We start from the raw sequence: 17,619 nt of genomic DNA, 5'->3' as shown, positions 1-17,619 counted from the left end.
TGGAAAGGGGCCGGGCCCCGCCGCGGGCGCGACCCGGCCGACCGGTGGGCCGCGGGCCTCAGCCCTTGGCGATCCACGCCTCGGCGGCGCGTGCCTGCAGGGTCAGCGCCTTGCCGATGTAGGGCTCGGCCGCCGCGGCGATCTTCTTGCCGACCAGCGGGATGCTGGCCTGGACCTCGCCGGAGACGTCCACGGAGGTCTCCTCCTCGCCGAGCGGCTTGATGGTCTGGATGGCGGTCGCCCCCACGGGGATGCCGCCGGCCTTAATCTCGCTGCGCACCGTGCGGGTGCCGTCCGCGGCGGGGGCGTCGTAGGTGTCCACCTGGGTCAGCTTCACGCCGCCCTTGACGAACTTCTGCACGACGTCCGGCAGCTTGTCCGCACCCATGCTGCGCACGGTGGTGGCCGTGAACGCGGTGGAGGTGTCCCCGTTGACCTCGAAGGACTCGAGCTGCGTGCCGGCCTTGTCGCTGACGTGGCGCACGAAGGCCTCGTCCACGAACGTCTTCAGGACGGTGTCCACGGGGGCCTTGATCGTGGTGGAAGCGTTGACGGACATGGTGCTCCTTATGGATCGGTGCCGATTCGTCGGTCCCGCGTGGCCTCCGGCCGCCGCGGGTGCTGGGTTCATCCTAGTCGCGCATGCTCCGGCAACGGCCCGAGGGCTCTCGCGGAGGGTGACGACCCTCTGGTCGCCGGGGGAGCCGCTGTGTGGAGACGGGTGTCCGCCAAAGAAAGGGCAAGCTGGATGCGGCTGGACGCAAGATCATGACGCCCGGCGTCCTTAGACTGAGGGGCGGCCCTCGCTCCCGTGCCGGGACGGGGCCGTGCTCGACGGGGTGGGGACTCCGTCGCGTGCACGAAGGGGCGAGTGCTCCGCGTGCGCCCCGCGCGCTGCCGCGCGGTCACGGAATCATCGGGGGATGAATGTATCTGCAAGAACCAGGGGCGGTTGCACGCACACCGGACCGGGCGCTCACGTGCCAGGACGATGTCATGGCGGCCGTCGCATCGGGGGCCGCCGTGAGTGAGCAGGGCCCCGGGCACCGACCCGTGGTGCTGCACGTCGTGGAAGCCTTCGGGGGCGACGGACCTGCCCGGCACCCGGCGGGATCCGCGCGGCACAATGGGAGGCGTGAGCACTCCGACCTCCTCGACCCCCGTTCTCCTCGCCTGCGCCCACGGCACCCGTGACCCGCGGGGCCAGGCCGCCGTGGCCGCGCTCGTGGCCGAGGTGCGGGCCGCCCTGCGCGACGTCCCCGTGGTGGCCACGTGGGTGGACGTCCAGGAGCCGGATCTCGCCGCGCGCACCGCGGAGTTCGCGCGCGAGTCCGCCGTGGTGGTGCCGCTGCTGCTCTCCGCCGGCTACCACGTGTTCGTGGACATGGCCCGCGCCGTCCGGGGATCGGAGCACCACCGCGTGGCGGTGGCCCTCGGCCCGGACCCCCGGCTCGCAACCCTGCTGGCGCGTCGGCTCCACGAAGCGGTCCACGCCGCGGGCGAGTCCGCCGTGGGTCCGGAGGACAGCGTGGTCATGGTCTCCGCCGGGTCCTCCGACCCCCGCGCGGGCGAGGACTGCGAACGCGTCGCGGAGATGCTCTCCAACCTTCTCGGGCTGCCGGTATCCACCGCCTACCTCTCCGCCGCACACCCGACACTGCCGGAGGCCGTTGCCGCCGCGCGCGAGAACCTCGCGACCGGCGACGACGCCGCGCAGCTCTCGGAGTCAGCGCCCGGCGGCCGTGCGGGTCGGGTGCTCGTGGTGCCGTACCTGCTCGCCCCCGGCTTCTTCCACGGGCGGGCGCTCGCGGCGGAGGCGGACGTGGTGGCCGAGCCGCTGCTCGTGAGCCCCGGCCCGGTGCCCCCCGAACTCGTGGAGCTCGTGGTGGAGCACTACCGGGAGGCCGCCGCCGCGGCGTGATCGCACACGGCCTTGACCATGGCCCCCAGGCGGAACCGCTCGGGCACCACGGCGTTGTGGATGCCGGCCTCCTCCAGGGGCTGCACGCACACGGGACCGATTGCCACGGCGGTGCAGGGCCCGTCGCGCAGCGCGGTGACCACGGTGTCGAGGCACCCGGCCTCGCGGGCGGCGTCGAGCACGGCGTCCACCGCGGGGGCGGCCGTGAACGTCACGTAGTCCACCTCACCGGCGGCGATGCCACGGACCAGCTCGGCGAGCCGCGAGCCCTCGTCCGCGGAGGCCCACCGGTACGGCGCCACGACCCGGACGGAGAGCGCCGCCGCGCGCAACCGTTCGAGCTGCTCGTGGTCCGCGGTGCCGTGCAGCTGGACGGTCACCGTGCCCCGGGGCGGGTCCTCGAGCACGCGGTCCACGAGCTCCGCGGTCCGCCCGGAGGAGCCCGTGTAGGCGCACGGGATCTCCAGCGCCTGCAGCTGGCCCCTGGCCTTGGCCCCGCGGGCGAGCACGGTGCTCGCACGCAGCACCGCGAGGAGCTCGTCGTGCAGACCGTGCTCCTGCGCCACCGCGAGCCAGCGCTTGAGCCCGTAGCCGGTGGTGACCAGCACGGTGCCCGGTCCGGAGGCGACGGTCTCGCGGGCGGCGGCCACGACGTCGTCGTCCTCGTCCAGGGGCGTGATCTTCAGGGCGGGGGCGTACTCGACCCGCGCACCGTGGCGCTCGAACGCGCCACCCTGCTCGCTCGCGCGGCGGTGCGCCGTGACCGCCACCGTGCGTCCGGCCAGTACGTGGGGCTGCGAGGTCCTCATGTCCTCAGCGTACGAGACGACGGCGCACGAACCGCCCGCGCACGAGGCCGGGGCGTGGGACCTCGACGGCCGCCCCCCGTGCGCTGAGCGTGTCCGAGCCCCCGAGTAGGCTGGCACGCGATCCGCACGACCCGTTCCGAGCGTGTGCCGCGAGGCACCACGCGTTCCGGAGCGGTACCGCACGCACTCTTCCAGGAGCCCGCCACCCATGTCCCTGACCGGTCTGCTCACCGCCCTCAGCGAGGACCGCGGTTTCGCCAACGTCCGCACCCAGGCCGCGCGGCCCCTCGCGGAGCGCTCGGCGGAGACCATCATCAGCGCCACGGACGGTCTGCGCGCGCCCGTGCTCGCGCAGGTCGCGGCGGGTCTGGAGGAGGCGCACGCGGCGTCGTCTTCGGACGGTGGCCCTGCCCCGGTGCTGCTGGCCGTCACGGCCACGGGCCGCGAGGCGGAGCAGGTGCAGGCCGCGCTCGCCTCCTATCTGCCCGCGGAGACGGTCGCCAACTTCCCGTCCTGGGAGACCCTGCCGCACGAGCGGCTCTCCCCGCGCTCGGACACGGTCGGTCAGCGCCTGGGCGTGCTGCGCCGCCTCGCGCACCCGGAGGCGGGGGACCCGCTGCGCGTGGTCGTCGCGCCGGTGCGCTCGGTGCTGCAGCCGGTGGTCGCCGGGCTCGGCGAGATGGAGCCCGTGACCCTGCGCACCGGTCGGGACTACGACTTCCAGGCGCTCGTGACGGACCTGGCCGCGGCGGCGTACGCGCGTGTGGACATGGTCACCAAGCGCGGGGAGTTCGCGGTGCGCGGCGGGATCGTGGACGTCTTCCCGCCCACCGAGGACCACCCGGTGCGCCTGGAGTTCTTCGGGGACGAGCTGGACGAGATGCGCTGGTTCGCCGTCGCGGACCAGCGCACCCTCGCGGACGCCACCCACCCGAGCGTCGTCGTGGCCCCGCCGTGCCGCGAGCTGCTCGTGACGCCCTCCGTGCAGTCCCGCGCCGCCAAGCTCAAGGAGCAGCTGCCCGGCGGCCGCGAGATGCTCGAGCGCATTGCCGGGGGCCAGTACGTGGAGGGCATGGAGTCCCTCGCTCCGCTGCTCGCGGACGACATGGTGCAGGTGATGTCCCTGCTGCCGGAGGGCTCCATGACCGTGGTGCTCGAGCCGGAGAAGGTGCGGGCGCGCGCCCACGATCTCGTGGCCACCAACGAGGAGTTCCTCATGGCCGCGTGGGAGTCCGCCTCCGGCGGCAACGACGCGCCCCTGGACCTGAACACTGCGCTGGACACGGACGACGGCGCCACCCGTTCGCTCTCGTCCGGCTCGTTCCACACCATCGCGGAGGTCCGCGAGCTCGCCCTGGACCGCACGGTGGGCTGGTGGTCCGTCACCGGTCTGAACGTCAACGCCGTGACCACCTCGGACATCGACGCCGACACCCCCGAGGAGGAGGTCCACCTCGCGGACACGGACGCGGACACCCTGACCGTGGGCGGGCGCGAACCCACCCGCTTCTCGGGGGACGTGGAGGCAATGCTCGCATTCCTGGCGGATCGGGTGCGCGAGGAGTGGCGGGTCGTTCTGGTGACCGACGGGCCGGGTCCGCTGCAGCGGCTGAGCGAGCTGCTGCACGTGGCGCAGATCCCCGCCGCCCGCTACGACTCCTTGACCGAGCCCCCGCAGCCGGGGCTCGTGGAGCTGACGACGGCGCGCGCGGGCCGCGGCTTCGTGCTCGAGGCCACCCGCACCGCGCTGCTCACGGAGGCGGACGTGCTCGGGCGCTCGAGCACCTACGACAACCGCGCGGAGCGCAAGCTGCCGCAGCGCCGCAAGCGCAACCAGGTGGACCCGCTGGCCCTGCAGAAGGGCGACTACGTGGTGCACGAGCAGCACGGCATCGGGCAGTTCGTGGAACTCGTCCAGCGCCCCATCGCCGGTGCGATGACCGCGCCGGGCCAGCCCAAGCCCGTGCGCGAGTACCTCGTCCTGGACTACGCGCCGTCCAAGCGCAACGGTCCCCGGGACCGGCTCTTCGTGCCCACGGACCAGCTCGACCAGGTGAGCACGTACGTGGGCGGCGAGGCGCCGTCGCTGTCCAAGATGGGTGGTGCGGACTGGAGCAAGACCAAGCGCAGCGCCAAGAAGGCCGTCAAGGAGATCGCCAACGAGCTGATCCGCCTGTACTCCGCGCGCATGGCGTCCAAGGGTCATGCCTTCGGCCCGGACACCCCGTGGCAGCGCGAGCTGGAGCAAGCCTTCCCGTACGTGGAGACCCCCGACCAGCTCACCACGATCGACGAGGTTAAGGCGGACATGGAGCGGCCCATCCCCATGGACCGGCTGATCTCCGGTGACGTGGGCTACGGCAAGACCGAGGTGGCCGTGCGCGCCGCGTTCAAGGCGGTGCAGGACGGCAAGCAGGTGGCCGTGCTGGTGCCCACCACCCTGCTCGCGCAGCAGCACACCGGGACCTTCGCCGAGCGCTTCTCCGGCTTCCCCGTGCGCCTGGCCACCCTCTCGCGCTTCCAGAGCGCCAAGGAGTCCCGGGCCACCATGGAGGGGCTGCGCAGCGGCGCGGTGGACGTGGTGATCGGCACGCACCGGCTGCTGAGCAAGGAGATGCAGTTCAAGAACCTGGGGCTGGTGATCATCGACGAGGAGCAGCGCTTCGGCGTGGAGCACAAGGAGAAGCTCAAGGCCATGCGCACGGACGTGGACGTCCTCGCGATGTCCGCCACGCCCATCCCGCGCACCCTGGAGATGTCCATGACGGGCATCCGAGAGACCTCCACGCTGGCCACCCCGCCGGAGGAGCGCCACCCGGTGCTCACCTACGTGGGGCCGTACACCAACAAGCAGGTCTCCGCCGCGGTGCGCCGCGAGCTCATGCGCGAGGGCCAGGTGTTCTTCATCCACAACCGGGTCTCGACCATCGAGGCGCGCGCCAAGGAACTGGCCGAGCTCGTGCCCGAGGCGCGGATCGCCGTCGCCCACGGGCAGATGAGCGAGTCGCGGCTGGAGCAGATCATCGTGGACTTCTGGGAGAAGAAGTTCGACGTCCTGATCTGCACGACCATCGTGGAGACCGGGCTGGACATCGCCAACGCCAACACGCTGATCGTGGACCACGCGGACCGCTACGGGCTCTCGCAGCTGCACCAGCTGCGCGGGCGCGTGGGCCGCGGGCGGGAGCGCGCGTACGCGTACTTCCTGTACCCGGCGGAGAAGCCGCTGAGCGAGACCGCCCTGGAACGGCTCAAGGCCGTGGCCGCGCACAACGAGCTGGGCTCGGGCATGCAGCTGGCCATGAAGGACCTCGAGATCCGCGGAGCCGGCAACCTGCTGGGCGGTGAGCAGTCCGGGCACATCGCCGGGGTGGGATTCGACATGTACCTGCGGCTCGTGGGGGAGGCCGTGGCCGAGTACCGCGGGGACCAGGAGACCGGGCCCGCCGAGATGAAGATCGAGCTGCCCGTCAACGCGCACCTGCCGCACGACTACGTCCCGGGGGAGCGGCTGCGCCTGGAGGCCTACCGCACGCTCGCCAACGCCACCACGGAGCAGGCGGTCGCGGAGGCCGCGGAGGAGCTCGTGGACCGCTACGGTCCCGTGCCCGTCCCGGTCTCCAACCTGCTGGACGTCGCCCGGCTGCGCATCCGCGCCCGCGCGGCCGGTCTCACGGACGTGGCCACGCAGGGGAACATGATCCGCTTCTCCCCGGCGGAGCTCGCGGAGTCCCGCGAGATGCGGCTGCAGCGCATGTACCCGGGCTCGCAGGTGCGGCCGGTGCCGGGCACGGAGCAGCGCATGGTGCTGACCCCCAAGCCCAAGACCGCGCGGATCGGCGGCAAGGACCTCGTGGACGGGGACATCCTCGCCTGGGCCCGCGAGGTGCTGGACGCGATCTTCCCGGTGCTCGAACCCGCCGGCGGCACGGACGACGCCGCGGGGTAGTGTCCCCGGGGGGAGTCGGCCCCGCGGCGCATCGGCTGAGCGCGTCCCCCGCTCGGGGCTCCTGTGATGAACAGTCATAGGACATCTGCTCGTGACCGGCGGCGCCGGGTTCATCGGCGCCAACTTCGTGCACCACGTCCTGGAGAACACGGAGCACTCCGTGACCGTGCTGGACAAGCTCACCTACGCGGGCAACCGCGAGAACCTGGCCACCGCTGACCCGGCCCGCTGCGAGCTGGTGGTGGGGGACGTTGCGGACGCGGGCGCCGTCGAGCCCGGACTCGGCCACCAAGGCGGCGTCGGACCACCTGGTGCGCGCGTGGGCGCGCTCGTTCGGGGTGGAGGTCGCGCTGTCCAACTGCTCCAACGACTACGGCCCGTACAGCACGTGGAGAAGTTCGTCCCGCGCCAGATCACCAACGTCCTCACGGGGCAGCGGCCCAAGCTGCACCGCGCGGGGGAGAACGTGCGGGACTGGATCCACGTGGCGGACCACTCCGCCGCCGTGCTGCGCATCCTCGAGTCCGGAACCCCCGGCCGCACGTACCTGATCGGCGCGGACGGCGAGCGGGACAACCTCACGGTGCTGCGGGAGATCCTGCGGCTCATGGGTCAACCGGAGGACGCGTTCGAGCACGTGACGGACCGCGCCGGGCACGACCGCCGCTACGCGATCGACGGCTCCCGCACCCGCGCTGAGCTGGGCTGGGAGCCGCGCTGGACGGACTTCTCGGAGGGCCTCGCGGACACCATGGCGTGGTACACCGAGCACCGGGACCGGTGGGAACCCGCGAAGTCCGCCACCGAAGCCGCCTACCGGAAGGCCGGACAGCGACCGCTCAGGACCTCACCGTTCACACCACCGCCATCGACGGGCTGCTGCTGGTGGACGTGCCCGTCCACGGGGACAACCGCGGCTGGTTCACGGAGAACTGGCAGCGCGCCAAGGCCGTGGCCGCCGGGCTGCCGGACGCCTCCTTCGTGCAGAACAACATCTCGTTCAACGGCTCACGCGGCCCCACGTGCGGCATCTACGCCGAGCCGTGGGACAAGTACGTCTCCGTGGCCACCGGCCGGATCTTCGGCGCGTGGGTAGACCGGCGGGAGGGCCCGGGCTTCGGCACCGTGGTCACGCACGAGATCACCCCGGGCACCGCGGTGTTCGTGCCGCGCGGGGTGGGCAACGCGTTCCAGACACTGGAGGAGGCCACCGCCTACACCTACCTGGTCACGGACCACTGGCGCGCGGACGCCACGGCCGAGTACTCGTTCGTGAACCTGGGGGACCCGCAGCTGGGCATCGAGTGGCCCGTGCCGCTGACGCAGGCGGAGCTCCCGGACAAGGACCGCGCGCACCCCGCGCTGGACGACGTCGCGCCGCTGGCTCCCGCGCCGGTGCTCGTGCCGGGTGCCCGCGGCCAGGTGGGCCTGGCCCTCACGGCGCGGCTGTCGACGACGGGGGTTCCGTTCACCGCATGGACCCGGGAGGAGCTGGACCTCGCGGACCCGGCCTCCTGGCCCGCGGAGATCAGCTCGGGGGACGCCCTGCGCCGCTACCGTGCCGTGGTCAAAGCCGCGGCTTTCACGGCCGTGGACGCGGCCGAGACCCCCGAGGGCCGAGCGGCGGCATGGGCTGCCAACGCCACGAGTGTGGGAGCGCTCGCCGCGGCGTGCGCGCGAGCCGGCACCACCCTGGTGCACTTCTCCACGGACTACGTGTTTGACGGCGCACTGCCGCTGGACTCGGCGTACACCACGGACCACCCCGTGGCGCCGCTGTCCGTGTACGGGCAGTCGAAGGCCGCGGGGGAGACCGCCGTGCGGGCCTGCCCGCGGCACTACGTGATCCGCACGAGCTGGGTGATCGGGGAGGGGAAGAACTTCGTGGCCACCATGGCGCGGTTGGCCGCGCAGGGGGTGGGCCCCTCCGCGGTCGCGCACCAGCACGGGCGCCTCACCGCCGCGGCGGACCTGGCGGCGGGAGTCCTGCACCTCGTGGACTCCGGCGCCCCGTACGGCACGTACCACCTCACCGGCTCCGGTGAACCGTGCACGTGGGGGCAGGTGGCCCGCTGGGTCTTCGAGGACCTCGGCCACGACCCGGCCCGGGTCACCCCCGTGAGCACGGCCGAGTACAACGGTGGCACCAACGACGGCGCCCCGCGTCCGGTCAACAGCGTGCTGGACCTCTGCTCGATCCTGGACGCCGGTTTCACCCCGGCGGACAGCCGCGCGGTGGCACGCGAGGAGGCCGCCGCGTTCGACGGGCGGCGCTCCGCACACGACGGGTGCAGCCCGCGCGGCTGACGCGCACCGGCCTCTGGACGTGACGCCGACGTGACGCCGGACGCTCGCAGGAGACGGCTGGTGCTGGTGGCACTGGCACTGGCACCCGGCACGTCGTCGGCCACGACCCCGGAACTGAACGCTCGAGACCCACGTGCGGTGCGGCGTCGTCGTCCGGGGCCGGGATGCGCAGCAGCCCCGCTCGTCGCGGTGACGGAGCGGGGCTGCTGGGGAGTGCTCGGGTGCGTGCGCCGGGTCAGACGGCGCGGTCCTGCTTCTGCTCGCCGGTGCCCACGGCGCGCTGCGCCATCTCGGACGCGTTGCGCGGCAGGTCCAGGGTGACCTCGGTGCCGCCGGTGGAGTGCTTGGCGGTGGCGCCGCTGAGGAACAGGGTGGGGACCATCAGGGCCAGGCCGTAGGCCAGGATGCCCAGGAAGAACAGCCACCAGTTCTCCGGGTAGGTGCTGAACAGCCACAGGCTCACCACGATGGTGACCATGCCGCCGCCGAAGAGGATGGCGTTCTTTACGATCTCGCCCTCGCCCGAGTACTGCGGCCTGCGGCGGCCGTGGTGCTCGTGGGCGGTGCGGGTCTCCGCGTCCACGGCGTGGCTGCCGTCCTCGGTGGTGCGCCCGGTGGACGCACGGCGCGCGTTGGACTCGGCTTCTGCTCTTCTGACCATGAGTTCACCCTTTCAGACCGCCGTGGCGGGCCCAGTACTGTCGTGGGGCCAGTCTAGTGCCTGGCACCCCCACTTGCTGACATTCCGTCGCCGTCCGACGGCGGGGTCAGAGCTTGCCCACGATCTCCGCGAGCAGCCGGGAGATCCGCGGACCGGCGGCCCGGCCGGCCTCGAGGACCTCCTCGTGGGACAGCGCCTCGGGGCTGATGCCCGCGGCCGCGTTGGTCACCAGGGACATGCCGAGGATCTCCAGCCCGGCCTGGCGGGCCGCGATGGCCTCCAGCGCGGTGGACATGCCCACGAGGTCCGCGCCGAGCACCTTGGCCATCTGCACCTCGGCGGGGGTCTCGTAGTGCGGGCCGGGGAACTGCGCGTAGACACCCTCCTCCAGGGACGGGTCCACGGTGCGGGCCAGCTCGCGCAGCCGCTGGGAGTAGAGGTCCGTGAGGTCCACGAACGTGGCGCCCTCCAGCGGGGAGCGGGCCGTGAGGTTGAGGTGGTCGCTGATCAGCACCGGCGTGCCCGGAACCCAGTCCGGGTTGAGCCCGCCGCAGCCGTTGGTGAGGATCATGTACTGCGCTCCGACCGCCGCCGCGGTGCGCACCCCGTGGGACACCGCGCGCACGCCCTTGCCCTCGTAGAAGTGGGTGCGCGCCCCGATCACCAGGGCGTGCTCGCCGTCCGGCAGCCGGATGGAGCGCAGCGTGCCGCCGTGGCCCTCCAGGGCGGGCTTGGAGAAGCCGGGGACCTCGTGCGCGGGGATCTCGGCCACGGTCTCCCCGAGCAGGTCCGCGGCACCTCCCCACCCGGAACCGAGGGTCAGGGCGATCTTGTGCCGCGCCACACCGGTGCGCTCACGCAGGACGTCGGCGGCCTGCTGGGCGAGTTCGAAGGGATCCTGGGCCGTGGTCTCAGTCATGGCGCCATCCTAGGTGCGCACGGCGGCCGCGTCAGCGTGTGGGCGGGCCCCGGTAGGCTGGGGCGCATGGCTGACATGACTGTGCAGAGGGAATTCGCGGACCAGAAGCTCGTGATCATCGGTGGCGGCCCCGGTGGCTACGAGGCCGCCCTCGTGGCGGCGTCGCTCGGGGCGGACGTCACCGTGGTGGAGGAGCAGGGCATGGGCGGTTCCGCCGTGCTCACGGACGTGGTGCCGTCCAAGACGCTCATCGCCTCCGCGGACACCATGAACCGCTTCGCCTCCGCGCGTGACCTCGGCGTGCACGTGGGCGACGACCTCGACGCCACCGAGGAGCTCAACAACCTGCGCGTGGACCTGGACAAGGTCAACGTGCGCCTGCTGCGCCTGGCGGCCACCCAGTCCCGTGACATCAAGCGCGGCCTGGAGCGCGTGGGCGTGCGCGTGGTCCAGGGCCGCGGGAAGATCGTGGACCGCCACACCGTGGTGGTGGAGCCCACCGACGACGAACCCTACGAGCTCACCGCGGACGTGGTCATCGTCTCCGTGGGCGCGCACCCGCGCGAGCTGGACACCGCCAAGCCGGACGGCGAGCGGATCTTCAACTGGAAGCAGATCTACCAGCTCACCGAGATCCCCGAGAAGCTCATCGTGGTGGGCTCCGGCGTGACCGGTGCGGAGTTCGCCTCCGCGTACAACGGGCTGGGCTCTGAGGTCACCCTGGTCTCCTCGCGCGAGCAGGTGCTCCCGGGCTCGGACACGGACGCCGCCCAGGTGCTCGAGAACGTCTTCGAGCGCCGCGGCCTGCGCGTGCTCTCCCGCTCCCGCGCGGACGCCGTGGAGAACACCGGCGACGGCGTGCGGGTAACCCTCTCGGACGGCCGCAAGATCCGCGGCACCCACTGCCTGCTGGCCGTGGGCTCCATCCCCAACACCGCGGACATGGGCCTCGAGGAGGCCGGGGTGGCCATGACCGAGTCCGGCCACATCCGCGTGGACGCCGTCTCCCGCACCACCGCCCCCGGCATCTACGCCGCGGGCGACTGCACCGGGGTCATGCCGCTGGCCTCCGTGGCCGCCATGCAGGGGCGCATCGCCGTGGCCCACATCCTGGGCGACATCGTCCACCCGCTGCGCACGGACGAGGTGGCCTCCAACATCTTCACCTCCCCGGAGATCGCGTCCGTGGGTATCACCCAGCAGGACGTCGAGGCGGACCCCGCCATGTTCACCGGGATGACCATGAACCTGGCCACCAACCCGCGCGCCAAGATGATGGCCGTGGACGACGGCTTCGTGAAGATCTTCGCCCGCCGCGGCAGCGGCACCGTGATGGGCGGCGTGGTGGTGGGCCCGCGCGCCTCCGAGCTGATCTTCCCAATCGCCCTCGCGGTCACCCACCGGCTGGGCGTGGACGACCTCTCGGACACCTTCGCCGTCTACCCGTCCCTGTCCGGGACCATTGCGGAGGCCGCGCGCCGCCTGCACGTCCACCGCTGACGCAGTTCTCGGCCGCGGTACGACGACGCCGCGGTGACCTTTTCTGCGAAGGTCACCGCGGCGTCGTCGTCCTTGGGGCGGCGGAGGGCTACTCCACGACCACCCGCGCGGCACCCACGGTGTTCATGTTCACGTGGCGGGTCTCGGGGGAGAACCACAGGGCCACCAGGGTGATGACTGCCGCGAAGGAGAGGTACAGCCCCACCGAGCCCACACCGAAGTTCGCGTTGAGCGTCACGGCGATGTACGGCGTGATGGCCGCACCCAGGATCGAGGCCACGTTGTACGCGATCCCGGAACCGGTGTAGCGCACGTTGGTGGGGAACAGCTCGGGCAGGATCGCGGACATCGAGCCGAACGTGAGGCCCATGAGGGTCATGCCCACGGTCAGGAAGAACAGCACGCGCAGCAGGGAGGCGTCCTCACCGGTGCCCACGAGCGAGGGGTCCATGATGAGCCCGAACGTGAGGCCGAAGACCAGGATCAGGGACGTGATCACCAGCTGCGAGGAGCGGCGGCCGAAGCGGTCCGCGAGCCACCCGGACACCGGCACCATGGCCGCGAAGAGCAGCACGGCCAGCAGCTGCAGCACCAGGAAGGTGCGGTACTGGATGCCCAGCCCGCCCCCGGCGGGCTTGCCGATGCCGTAGGAGAGGATCCACGCGGTCATCAGGTAGAACAGCACGTAGGTGGCCAGCATGATGAACGTGCCCTGCACGATCTGCACCCACGAGGTCTTGAAGACCTCCAGCACGGGAGCGGTGACCTTCTCACCCTGCTTCTCCGCGTGCTTGAACACGGGGGTCTCCTCGAGCTTCACGCGCACCCACAGGCCCAGCAGCACCATGACCACGGAGGCCAGGAAAGGGATGCGCCAGCCCCACACCAGGAACGGGTGGCCGGTGCCGAGATCGTGGCCCGCCGTGCCGAACTGCATGGCCACGGTGAGCAGCAGGAAGAAGCCGTTGGCCAGGATGAAGCCGAACGGCGCACCCAGCTGGGGCCACATGGCCGCCCGCGCCCGCTTGCCCTCCTCGGCGTACTCGGTGGCCAGTAGGGACGCCCCCGACCACTCGCCGCCCAGACCCAGGCCCTGGCAGAAGCGCAGGATCGTGAGGATCAGAGGCGCCCACACGCCGATCTGGTAGTACGTGGGCAGCACGCCGATGAGGAACGTGGCGATGCCCATGGTCAGCAGCGCACCGATCAGGGTGGCCTTGCGCCCGATGCGGTCCCCGAAGTGCCCGAAGATCACGGAGCCGATGGGCCGGCCGAAGAACGCCGCGGCGAACGTGGCCATCGAGGCCAGCAGCTTGGCGGTGTCGTCGTTGCCCGTGAAGAACAGGGCGGGAAACACCGCCACTGCGGCCGTCGCGTAGACGTAGAAGTCGTAGAACTCGATCGTGGTCCCCGCGAGGGAGGCCAGGATCACGCGGCTGCGCGGAACGTGCGGGTGGGGTGCGGCGGAGCCGGGTTCCACGGTGGACGCGGGTGACGACATGGAGAACCTCACAGGACGGGTATCTGGAATTCCTTCAAGATAGAGCCCCGAATACCGCATCGTGAACTTGGATGTCCGCATGGTGAGATACATGCTTGACGTGCGCGACGACGCCGCAGGCCCCGCGCCGGTGGGGCTGCGGGGCCTGCGTGCTGGCGTGGCGTGGAGGAGCGCGCGAAAAGGGTGAGGGATCAGCTCGCGATGGTCGCGAGCACCGCCCCGGCGGAGACCGAGTCCCCCTGGGAGACGTCCAGGTCCTTGACCACGCCGGACTTGTGCGCGGTCAGGGGCTGCTCCATCTTCATGGCCTCGAGCACCATGATCAGGTCCCCCTCGGCCACCTCGTCCCCGTTGGAGACCGCGATCTTCACGATGGTCCCCTGCATGGGCGAGGTCAGCGAGTCCCCGGACGCGCCGCGGGCGGCGGCGGAGCCACGGGTGCCGCGCTGCTTGCGCTGCTTGGACGGGGCGGGAGCGGCCGTACGGGCACCGCCGGCCACGAGCTGCTGCGGCACGGTGACCTCCAGGCGCTTGCCCCCGACCTCCACGACGATGCTCTGGCGCTCCGGCTCCTCCTCCGAGGGCTCGGGCGTGGCGGTGAAGGGCTGGATCTGGTTGTCGAACTCGGTCTCGATCCAGCGGGTGTGCACCGTGAAGGGGGTGCCCTCCGGGGTGGCGAAGGCGGGATCGGAGACCACCGCACGGTGGAACGGCACCACGGTGGGCATGCCGTCGATGCTCAGCTCCTGCAGCGCACGGCGCGAGCGCTCGAGGGCCTGGGTGCGGGTGGCGCCGGTCACGACGAGCTTGGCGAGCATGGAGTCGAAGTTGCCGCCCACGGTCTCACCGGCCTCCACGCCGGAGTCCACGCGCACACCGGGTCCCGAGGGTACCGTGAACGTGGTGAGCGTGCCGGGGGAGGGCATGAAGTTGCGCCCGGCGTCCTCGCCGTTGATGCGGAACTCGAAGCTGTGGCCGCGGATCTCCGGGTCGTCGTAGCCCAGGGCCTCGCCGCGGGCGATCCGGAACTGCTCGCGGACCAGGTCCAGCCCGGAGACCTCCTCCGAGACCGGGTGCTCGACCTGCAGACGGGTGTTGACCTCCAGGAAGGAGATGGTGCCGTCCTGGCCCACCAGGAACTCGCACGTGCCCGCGCCCTGGTACTTGGCCTCGCGCAGGATCCCCTTGGAGGACTCGTAGAGCCGCTCGTTCTGCTCGTCCGTGAGGAACGGCGCCGGGGCCTCCTCCACGAGCTTCTGGTTGCGGCGCTGCAGCGAGCAGTCCCGCGTGGAGACGACGACGACGTTGCCGAACTGGTCCGCGAGGCACTGGGTCTCCACGTGGCGGGGTGCGTCCAGGAACCGTTCCACGAAGCACTCACCGCGGCCGAACGCGGCGGTGGCCTCGCGCACGGCCGATTCGTAGAGCTCGGGGATCGCGGCGCGCTCACGCACCACCTTGATGCCACGGCCGCCACCACCGAAGGCGGCCTTGATCGCGATCGGCAGGCCGTGTTCGTCCGCGAAGTCCAGGACCTCCTGGGCCGAGGACACCGGGTCGGCGGTGCCGGGGACCTGCGGCGCCTCGACCTTCTCTGCGATGTGGCGGGCCGCGACCTTGTCACCGAGCTGGGCTATCGCCGCCGGGGGAGGGCCGATCCATGTGAGTCCCGCCGCGATCACCGCGGAGGCGAATTCCGCGTTCTCGGACAGGAACCCGTAACCGGGGTGGACGGAGTCGGCACCGGCGCGTCGTGCGGCGTCGAGGATCTTGTCGATCCGCAGGTAGGAGTCCGCGGCGGTCGTCCCGCCCAGTGAGTACGCCTCGTCCGCCATGCGCACGTGCAGCGCATCCCGGTCCGGGTCCGCGTAGACGGCCACGGAGGCGATGCCCTCGTCGCGCGCGGCGCGGATCACGCGCACCGCGATCTCCCCTCGGTTGGCCACGAGGACCTTGGTGACGGGGCGGGTTGCGGTGGCGGCCTCTTGCTGCCGCGAGGTGGTTGTCACGTTATAGCTCCTTGTCGACTCTCTGCCGAAAGGTTAGTGCCCCGCGCCGGGGAACGCCTAAGCGCGGGGGCACCGCGGTGCGGTAACTGTGGAAGATCTACAAATCATTGCGCCCCGCCCTGTGCTGCGGCACCCCACCACGAGGACGCCCGGATCCCTACCCCGGCGAGCAGGGTACGCAGGGTGGACAGGCTCAGCCCGATCACGGCGTTCGGATCCCCGTTCACCCGTTCGATGAACTGGGATCCCCGCCCGTCCAGGGTGAAGGAGCCCGCGACCTGGAGGGGCTCACCCGTGGCCACGTAGTCCTCGATCTCCTCGCGCGTCATGGAGGCGAAGTGCACGTCCGCGGAACAGATCAGGCCGTTGCCGGATGCTTCGCCCGTGCGCGCATCCACGAGCCAGTGGCCCGTGTGCAGCGTGCCCGTGCGCCCGCTCATGGCGCTGATGCGCTCGATCGCGACGTCCGGCTCGTACGGCTTGCCGTAGGGGACGTCGTCGAGCTCGAACACGGAGTCGCAACCCAGCACGAGCCGCCCCTCCGCTTCCGGAAGCGCTGCGACGGCCTCCGCCTTGGCGCGGGCGAGCAACAGTGCCGTCTGCGGAGGGGTCTCGGGGGTCTCCGCGGCCACGAGGGCGTCCTCATCCACGTGGGAGACGATGGCGCGGTACGGGATGTGCGCGCGCTCCAACAGGGATGCGCGCGCCGGTGATTGCGAGGCCAGGACGAGAGCGGGGTGCACGCCCCTCACTCTACGGCGGATCGGGTGAGGGCACGTCGGTCCGGTGAGGAGGGGTGTGCTCGCGGGAGGGCCGCGATCATACAAATAGGGACAACCTCAAGCATCTGGATGTACCCTGTGACGTCGGCCGCGCGCGTGGAGAGGGAGGTGGCCCGGATGGTCGAGATCGTGCGTCGTGGTGCGCGCATCCCACGGGACCTCCCTGGCGTCACCGGGTCCCGACCAGCGACAGCATCCCACGCCTCGAACGGGACCGGGCTGTCCCTCGGGACCGGGCTGGCGAACGGGCCGTCCATAGGAGCCGGGCTCCCGCACGGGCCGTGGCTCTCGGACGGCATCGGCCTTACGAACGCCACCGGGACACCACCGGCGCGGCCTTCGCGATGGCTGTCCCGCCCCCTGACGTCGATACTGCTGGACGCCCTGGCCGTGACCCTGGCCCTGATCCTCGCCAACCAGGTGGTGGCTCGAGGCGCGGTGATCGCCCTGCCGGGCGACGCCGGACTCACGTACCCGCAACTGTCCGTTCCACTGGGAACTGGGTGGCTCGCGGCGCTCGCCACATGCCGACGGGCCGTGCGGCTGCCCCGTGGTTATTGGCGCACCGAGTGCCGCTGCATCGCTCGTGCCTCGTTCATCGTGCTCGGTGCGGTGTGCATGGTGGCCGTGGTTCTGCCGCTCGACATCGACCGTCCGTTCATGGCCGTGACGTTCGCCGCGGGGCTGCTCCTGCAGCTCGTGAGCCGGTGGCTCATCCGGCGCGCCGCCCTCCGCCGACGGGACGACCGCGCGCGAACGGCGGGCCCGCACCTGGGATCCGAGGCGCGGAGCGCCGCCGTTCACGAGTGACGCGGGCCCGATGAAGGTGGTTCCTAGCTGTTGTGGAGGATGGGGTTGTTGGCACGGGTGTGGTGGTGAGATAGGGAACGGGCTGCTCGTCGCGGGATGGAAGTTCCTACACCACCCACCCGTACGAGAGAGCCCGTTCACGACCCACGCTAATGCACCCCTGACCCCGACCGGCCCTCTGCGGATGGTGCACCGTCATCTTTACGATGGTGTGCCCCAGGCTCACGTGGCTGCAAAGTTCCGGGTTTCCCGGCCCACTGTGGCCACCTGGGTGGCCCGTTGCCGTGCTGAGGGCGAAGCAGGACTGCATGATCTCACCCCGTCCGGGGAGAACCTGCAACGCCCACCCCAACGTATCCGTGCCGGATGGGCCGGGCACATGATCCACCTGGATGTGAAGAAGCTCGGGAGAATCCCCGACGGTGGTGGTTGGTGGGCCCACGGGCGAGAC

At 71.5% G+C, this 17,619-nt stretch carries 13 protein-coding genes and 1 pseudogene; 7 read left to right on the top strand and 7 right to left on the bottom strand.

The features are described 5' to 3' along the window. Positions 1 to 58: 58 nt before the first annotated feature. Positions 59 to 559: a DUF2505 domain-containing protein gene (locus KVA01_RS02235; RefSeq protein WP_068470123.1), complete on the bottom strand. Its 501-nt coding sequence runs from the start codon at positions 557 to 559 to the stop codon at positions 59 to 61. Positions 560 to 1,126: 567 nt separating this feature from the next. Here KVA01_RS02235 and KVA01_RS02230 point away from each other — a divergent pair. Further along, positions 1,127 to 1,921 carry a sirohydrochlorin chelatase gene (locus tag KVA01_RS02230; RefSeq protein ID WP_068470125.1) on the top strand — a complete coding sequence of 265 codons (795 nt, stop codon included), beginning with the start codon at positions 1,127 to 1,129 and terminating at the stop codon, positions 1,919 to 1,921. Here the strand turns inward: KVA01_RS02230 and KVA01_RS02225 are convergent. Next, the gene (locus KVA01_RS02225; RefSeq protein WP_068470126.1) at positions 1,894 to 2,730 is read right to left on the bottom strand and encodes a uroporphyrinogen-III synthase; all 837 of its coding nucleotides are present in this window, start codon (positions 2,728 to 2,730) and stop codon (positions 1,894 to 1,896) included. The two genes, KVA01_RS02230 and KVA01_RS02225, sit on opposite strands and share 28 nt — an antisense overlap. Positions 2,731 to 2,938: 208 nt before the next feature. Between KVA01_RS02225 and mfd the strand changes: the two genes are divergently transcribed. From mfd to KVA01_RS02210, 3 genes and pseudogenes are all read left to right on the top strand, one after another. Continuing rightward, positions 2,939 to 6,679: a transcription-repair coupling factor gene (mfd, locus tag KVA01_RS02220; protein ID WP_141268755.1), complete on the top strand. Its 3,741-nt coding sequence runs from the start codon at positions 2,939 to 2,941 to the stop codon at positions 6,677 to 6,679. 76 nt (positions 6,680 to 6,755) lie between these two features. Then, a pseudogene (locus KVA01_RS02215) lies at positions 6,756 to 7,511 on the top strand (dTDP-glucose 4,6-dehydratase); the annotation flags it as partial. Then, positions 7,460 to 8,986: a sugar nucleotide-binding protein gene (locus KVA01_RS02210; RefSeq protein ID WP_141268753.1), complete on the top strand. Its 1,527-nt coding sequence runs from the start codon at positions 7,460 to 7,462 to the stop codon at positions 8,984 to 8,986. The pseudogene KVA01_RS02215 and the gene KVA01_RS02210, both read left to right, overlap by 52 nt. 235 nt (positions 8,987 to 9,221) lie before the next feature. Here KVA01_RS02210 and KVA01_RS02205 read toward each other — a convergent pair whose 3' ends face one another. Beyond that, positions 9,222 to 9,647: a hypothetical protein gene (locus KVA01_RS02205; RefSeq protein WP_141268751.1), complete on the bottom strand. Its 426-nt coding sequence runs from the start codon at positions 9,645 to 9,647 to the stop codon at positions 9,222 to 9,224. 106 nt (positions 9,648 to 9,753) lie between these two features. After that, complete coding sequence (locus KVA01_RS02200) at positions 9,754 to 10,566, bottom strand: purine-nucleoside phosphorylase (protein ID WP_068470134.1); 813 nt, start codon at positions 10,564 to 10,566, stop codon at positions 9,754 to 9,756. Between the two features lie 75 nt (positions 10,567 to 10,641). Between KVA01_RS02200 and KVA01_RS02195 the strand changes: the two genes are divergently transcribed. Then, positions 10,642 to 12,066: an NAD(P)H-quinone dehydrogenase gene (locus tag KVA01_RS02195; RefSeq protein WP_068470183.1), complete on the top strand. Its 1,425-nt coding sequence runs from the start codon at positions 10,642 to 10,644 to the stop codon at positions 12,064 to 12,066. A gap of 88 nt (positions 12,067 to 12,154) precedes the next feature. On the opposite strand, the gene KVA01_RS02190 is transcribed toward KVA01_RS02195, so the two are convergent. From KVA01_RS02190 to KVA01_RS02180, 3 genes are all read right to left on the bottom strand, one after another. Further along, positions 12,155 to 13,567 carry an MFS transporter gene (locus KVA01_RS02190; protein WP_068470136.1) on the bottom strand — a complete coding sequence of 471 codons (1,413 nt, stop codon included), beginning with the start codon at positions 13,565 to 13,567 and terminating at the stop codon, positions 12,155 to 12,157. Positions 13,568 to 13,758: 191 nt separating this feature from the next. After that, entirely contained in the window at positions 13,759 to 15,576 is a 1,818-nt protein-coding gene (locus KVA01_RS02185) for an acetyl/propionyl/methylcrotonyl-CoA carboxylase subunit alpha (protein ID WP_068470138.1), read from the bottom strand. A gap of 104 nt (positions 15,577 to 15,680) precedes the next feature. Next, on the bottom strand, positions 15,681 to 16,319 hold the full coding sequence (locus KVA01_RS02180; protein ID WP_141268749.1) for a Maf family protein: 639 nt from the start codon (positions 16,317 to 16,319) through the stop codon (positions 15,681 to 15,683). 429 nt (positions 16,320 to 16,748) lie between these two features. Here KVA01_RS02180 and KVA01_RS02175 point away from each other — a divergent pair, with 429 nt between their 5' ends. Together KVA01_RS02175 and KVA01_RS02170 are read left to right on the top strand one after the other, a co-directional pair. After that, positions 16,749 to 17,168 (top strand): hypothetical protein, encoded by a 420-nt coding sequence (locus tag KVA01_RS02175; RefSeq protein WP_068470142.1) that lies wholly within the window; start codon positions 16,749 to 16,751, stop codon positions 17,166 to 17,168. A gap of 184 nt (positions 17,169 to 17,352) precedes the next feature. Continuing rightward, positions 17,353 to 17,619: helix-turn-helix domain-containing protein (locus tag KVA01_RS02170; RefSeq protein ID WP_141268747.1), on the top strand; the 267-nt coding region annotated here is incomplete at its 3' end.

This window comes from Kocuria varians (assembly GCF_006539885.1).
Classification (GTDB): domain Bacteria; phylum Actinomycetota; class Actinomycetes; order Actinomycetales; family Micrococcaceae; genus Kocuria; species Kocuria varians.
This window is presented reverse-complemented; position numbering and strand designations above follow the sequence as displayed.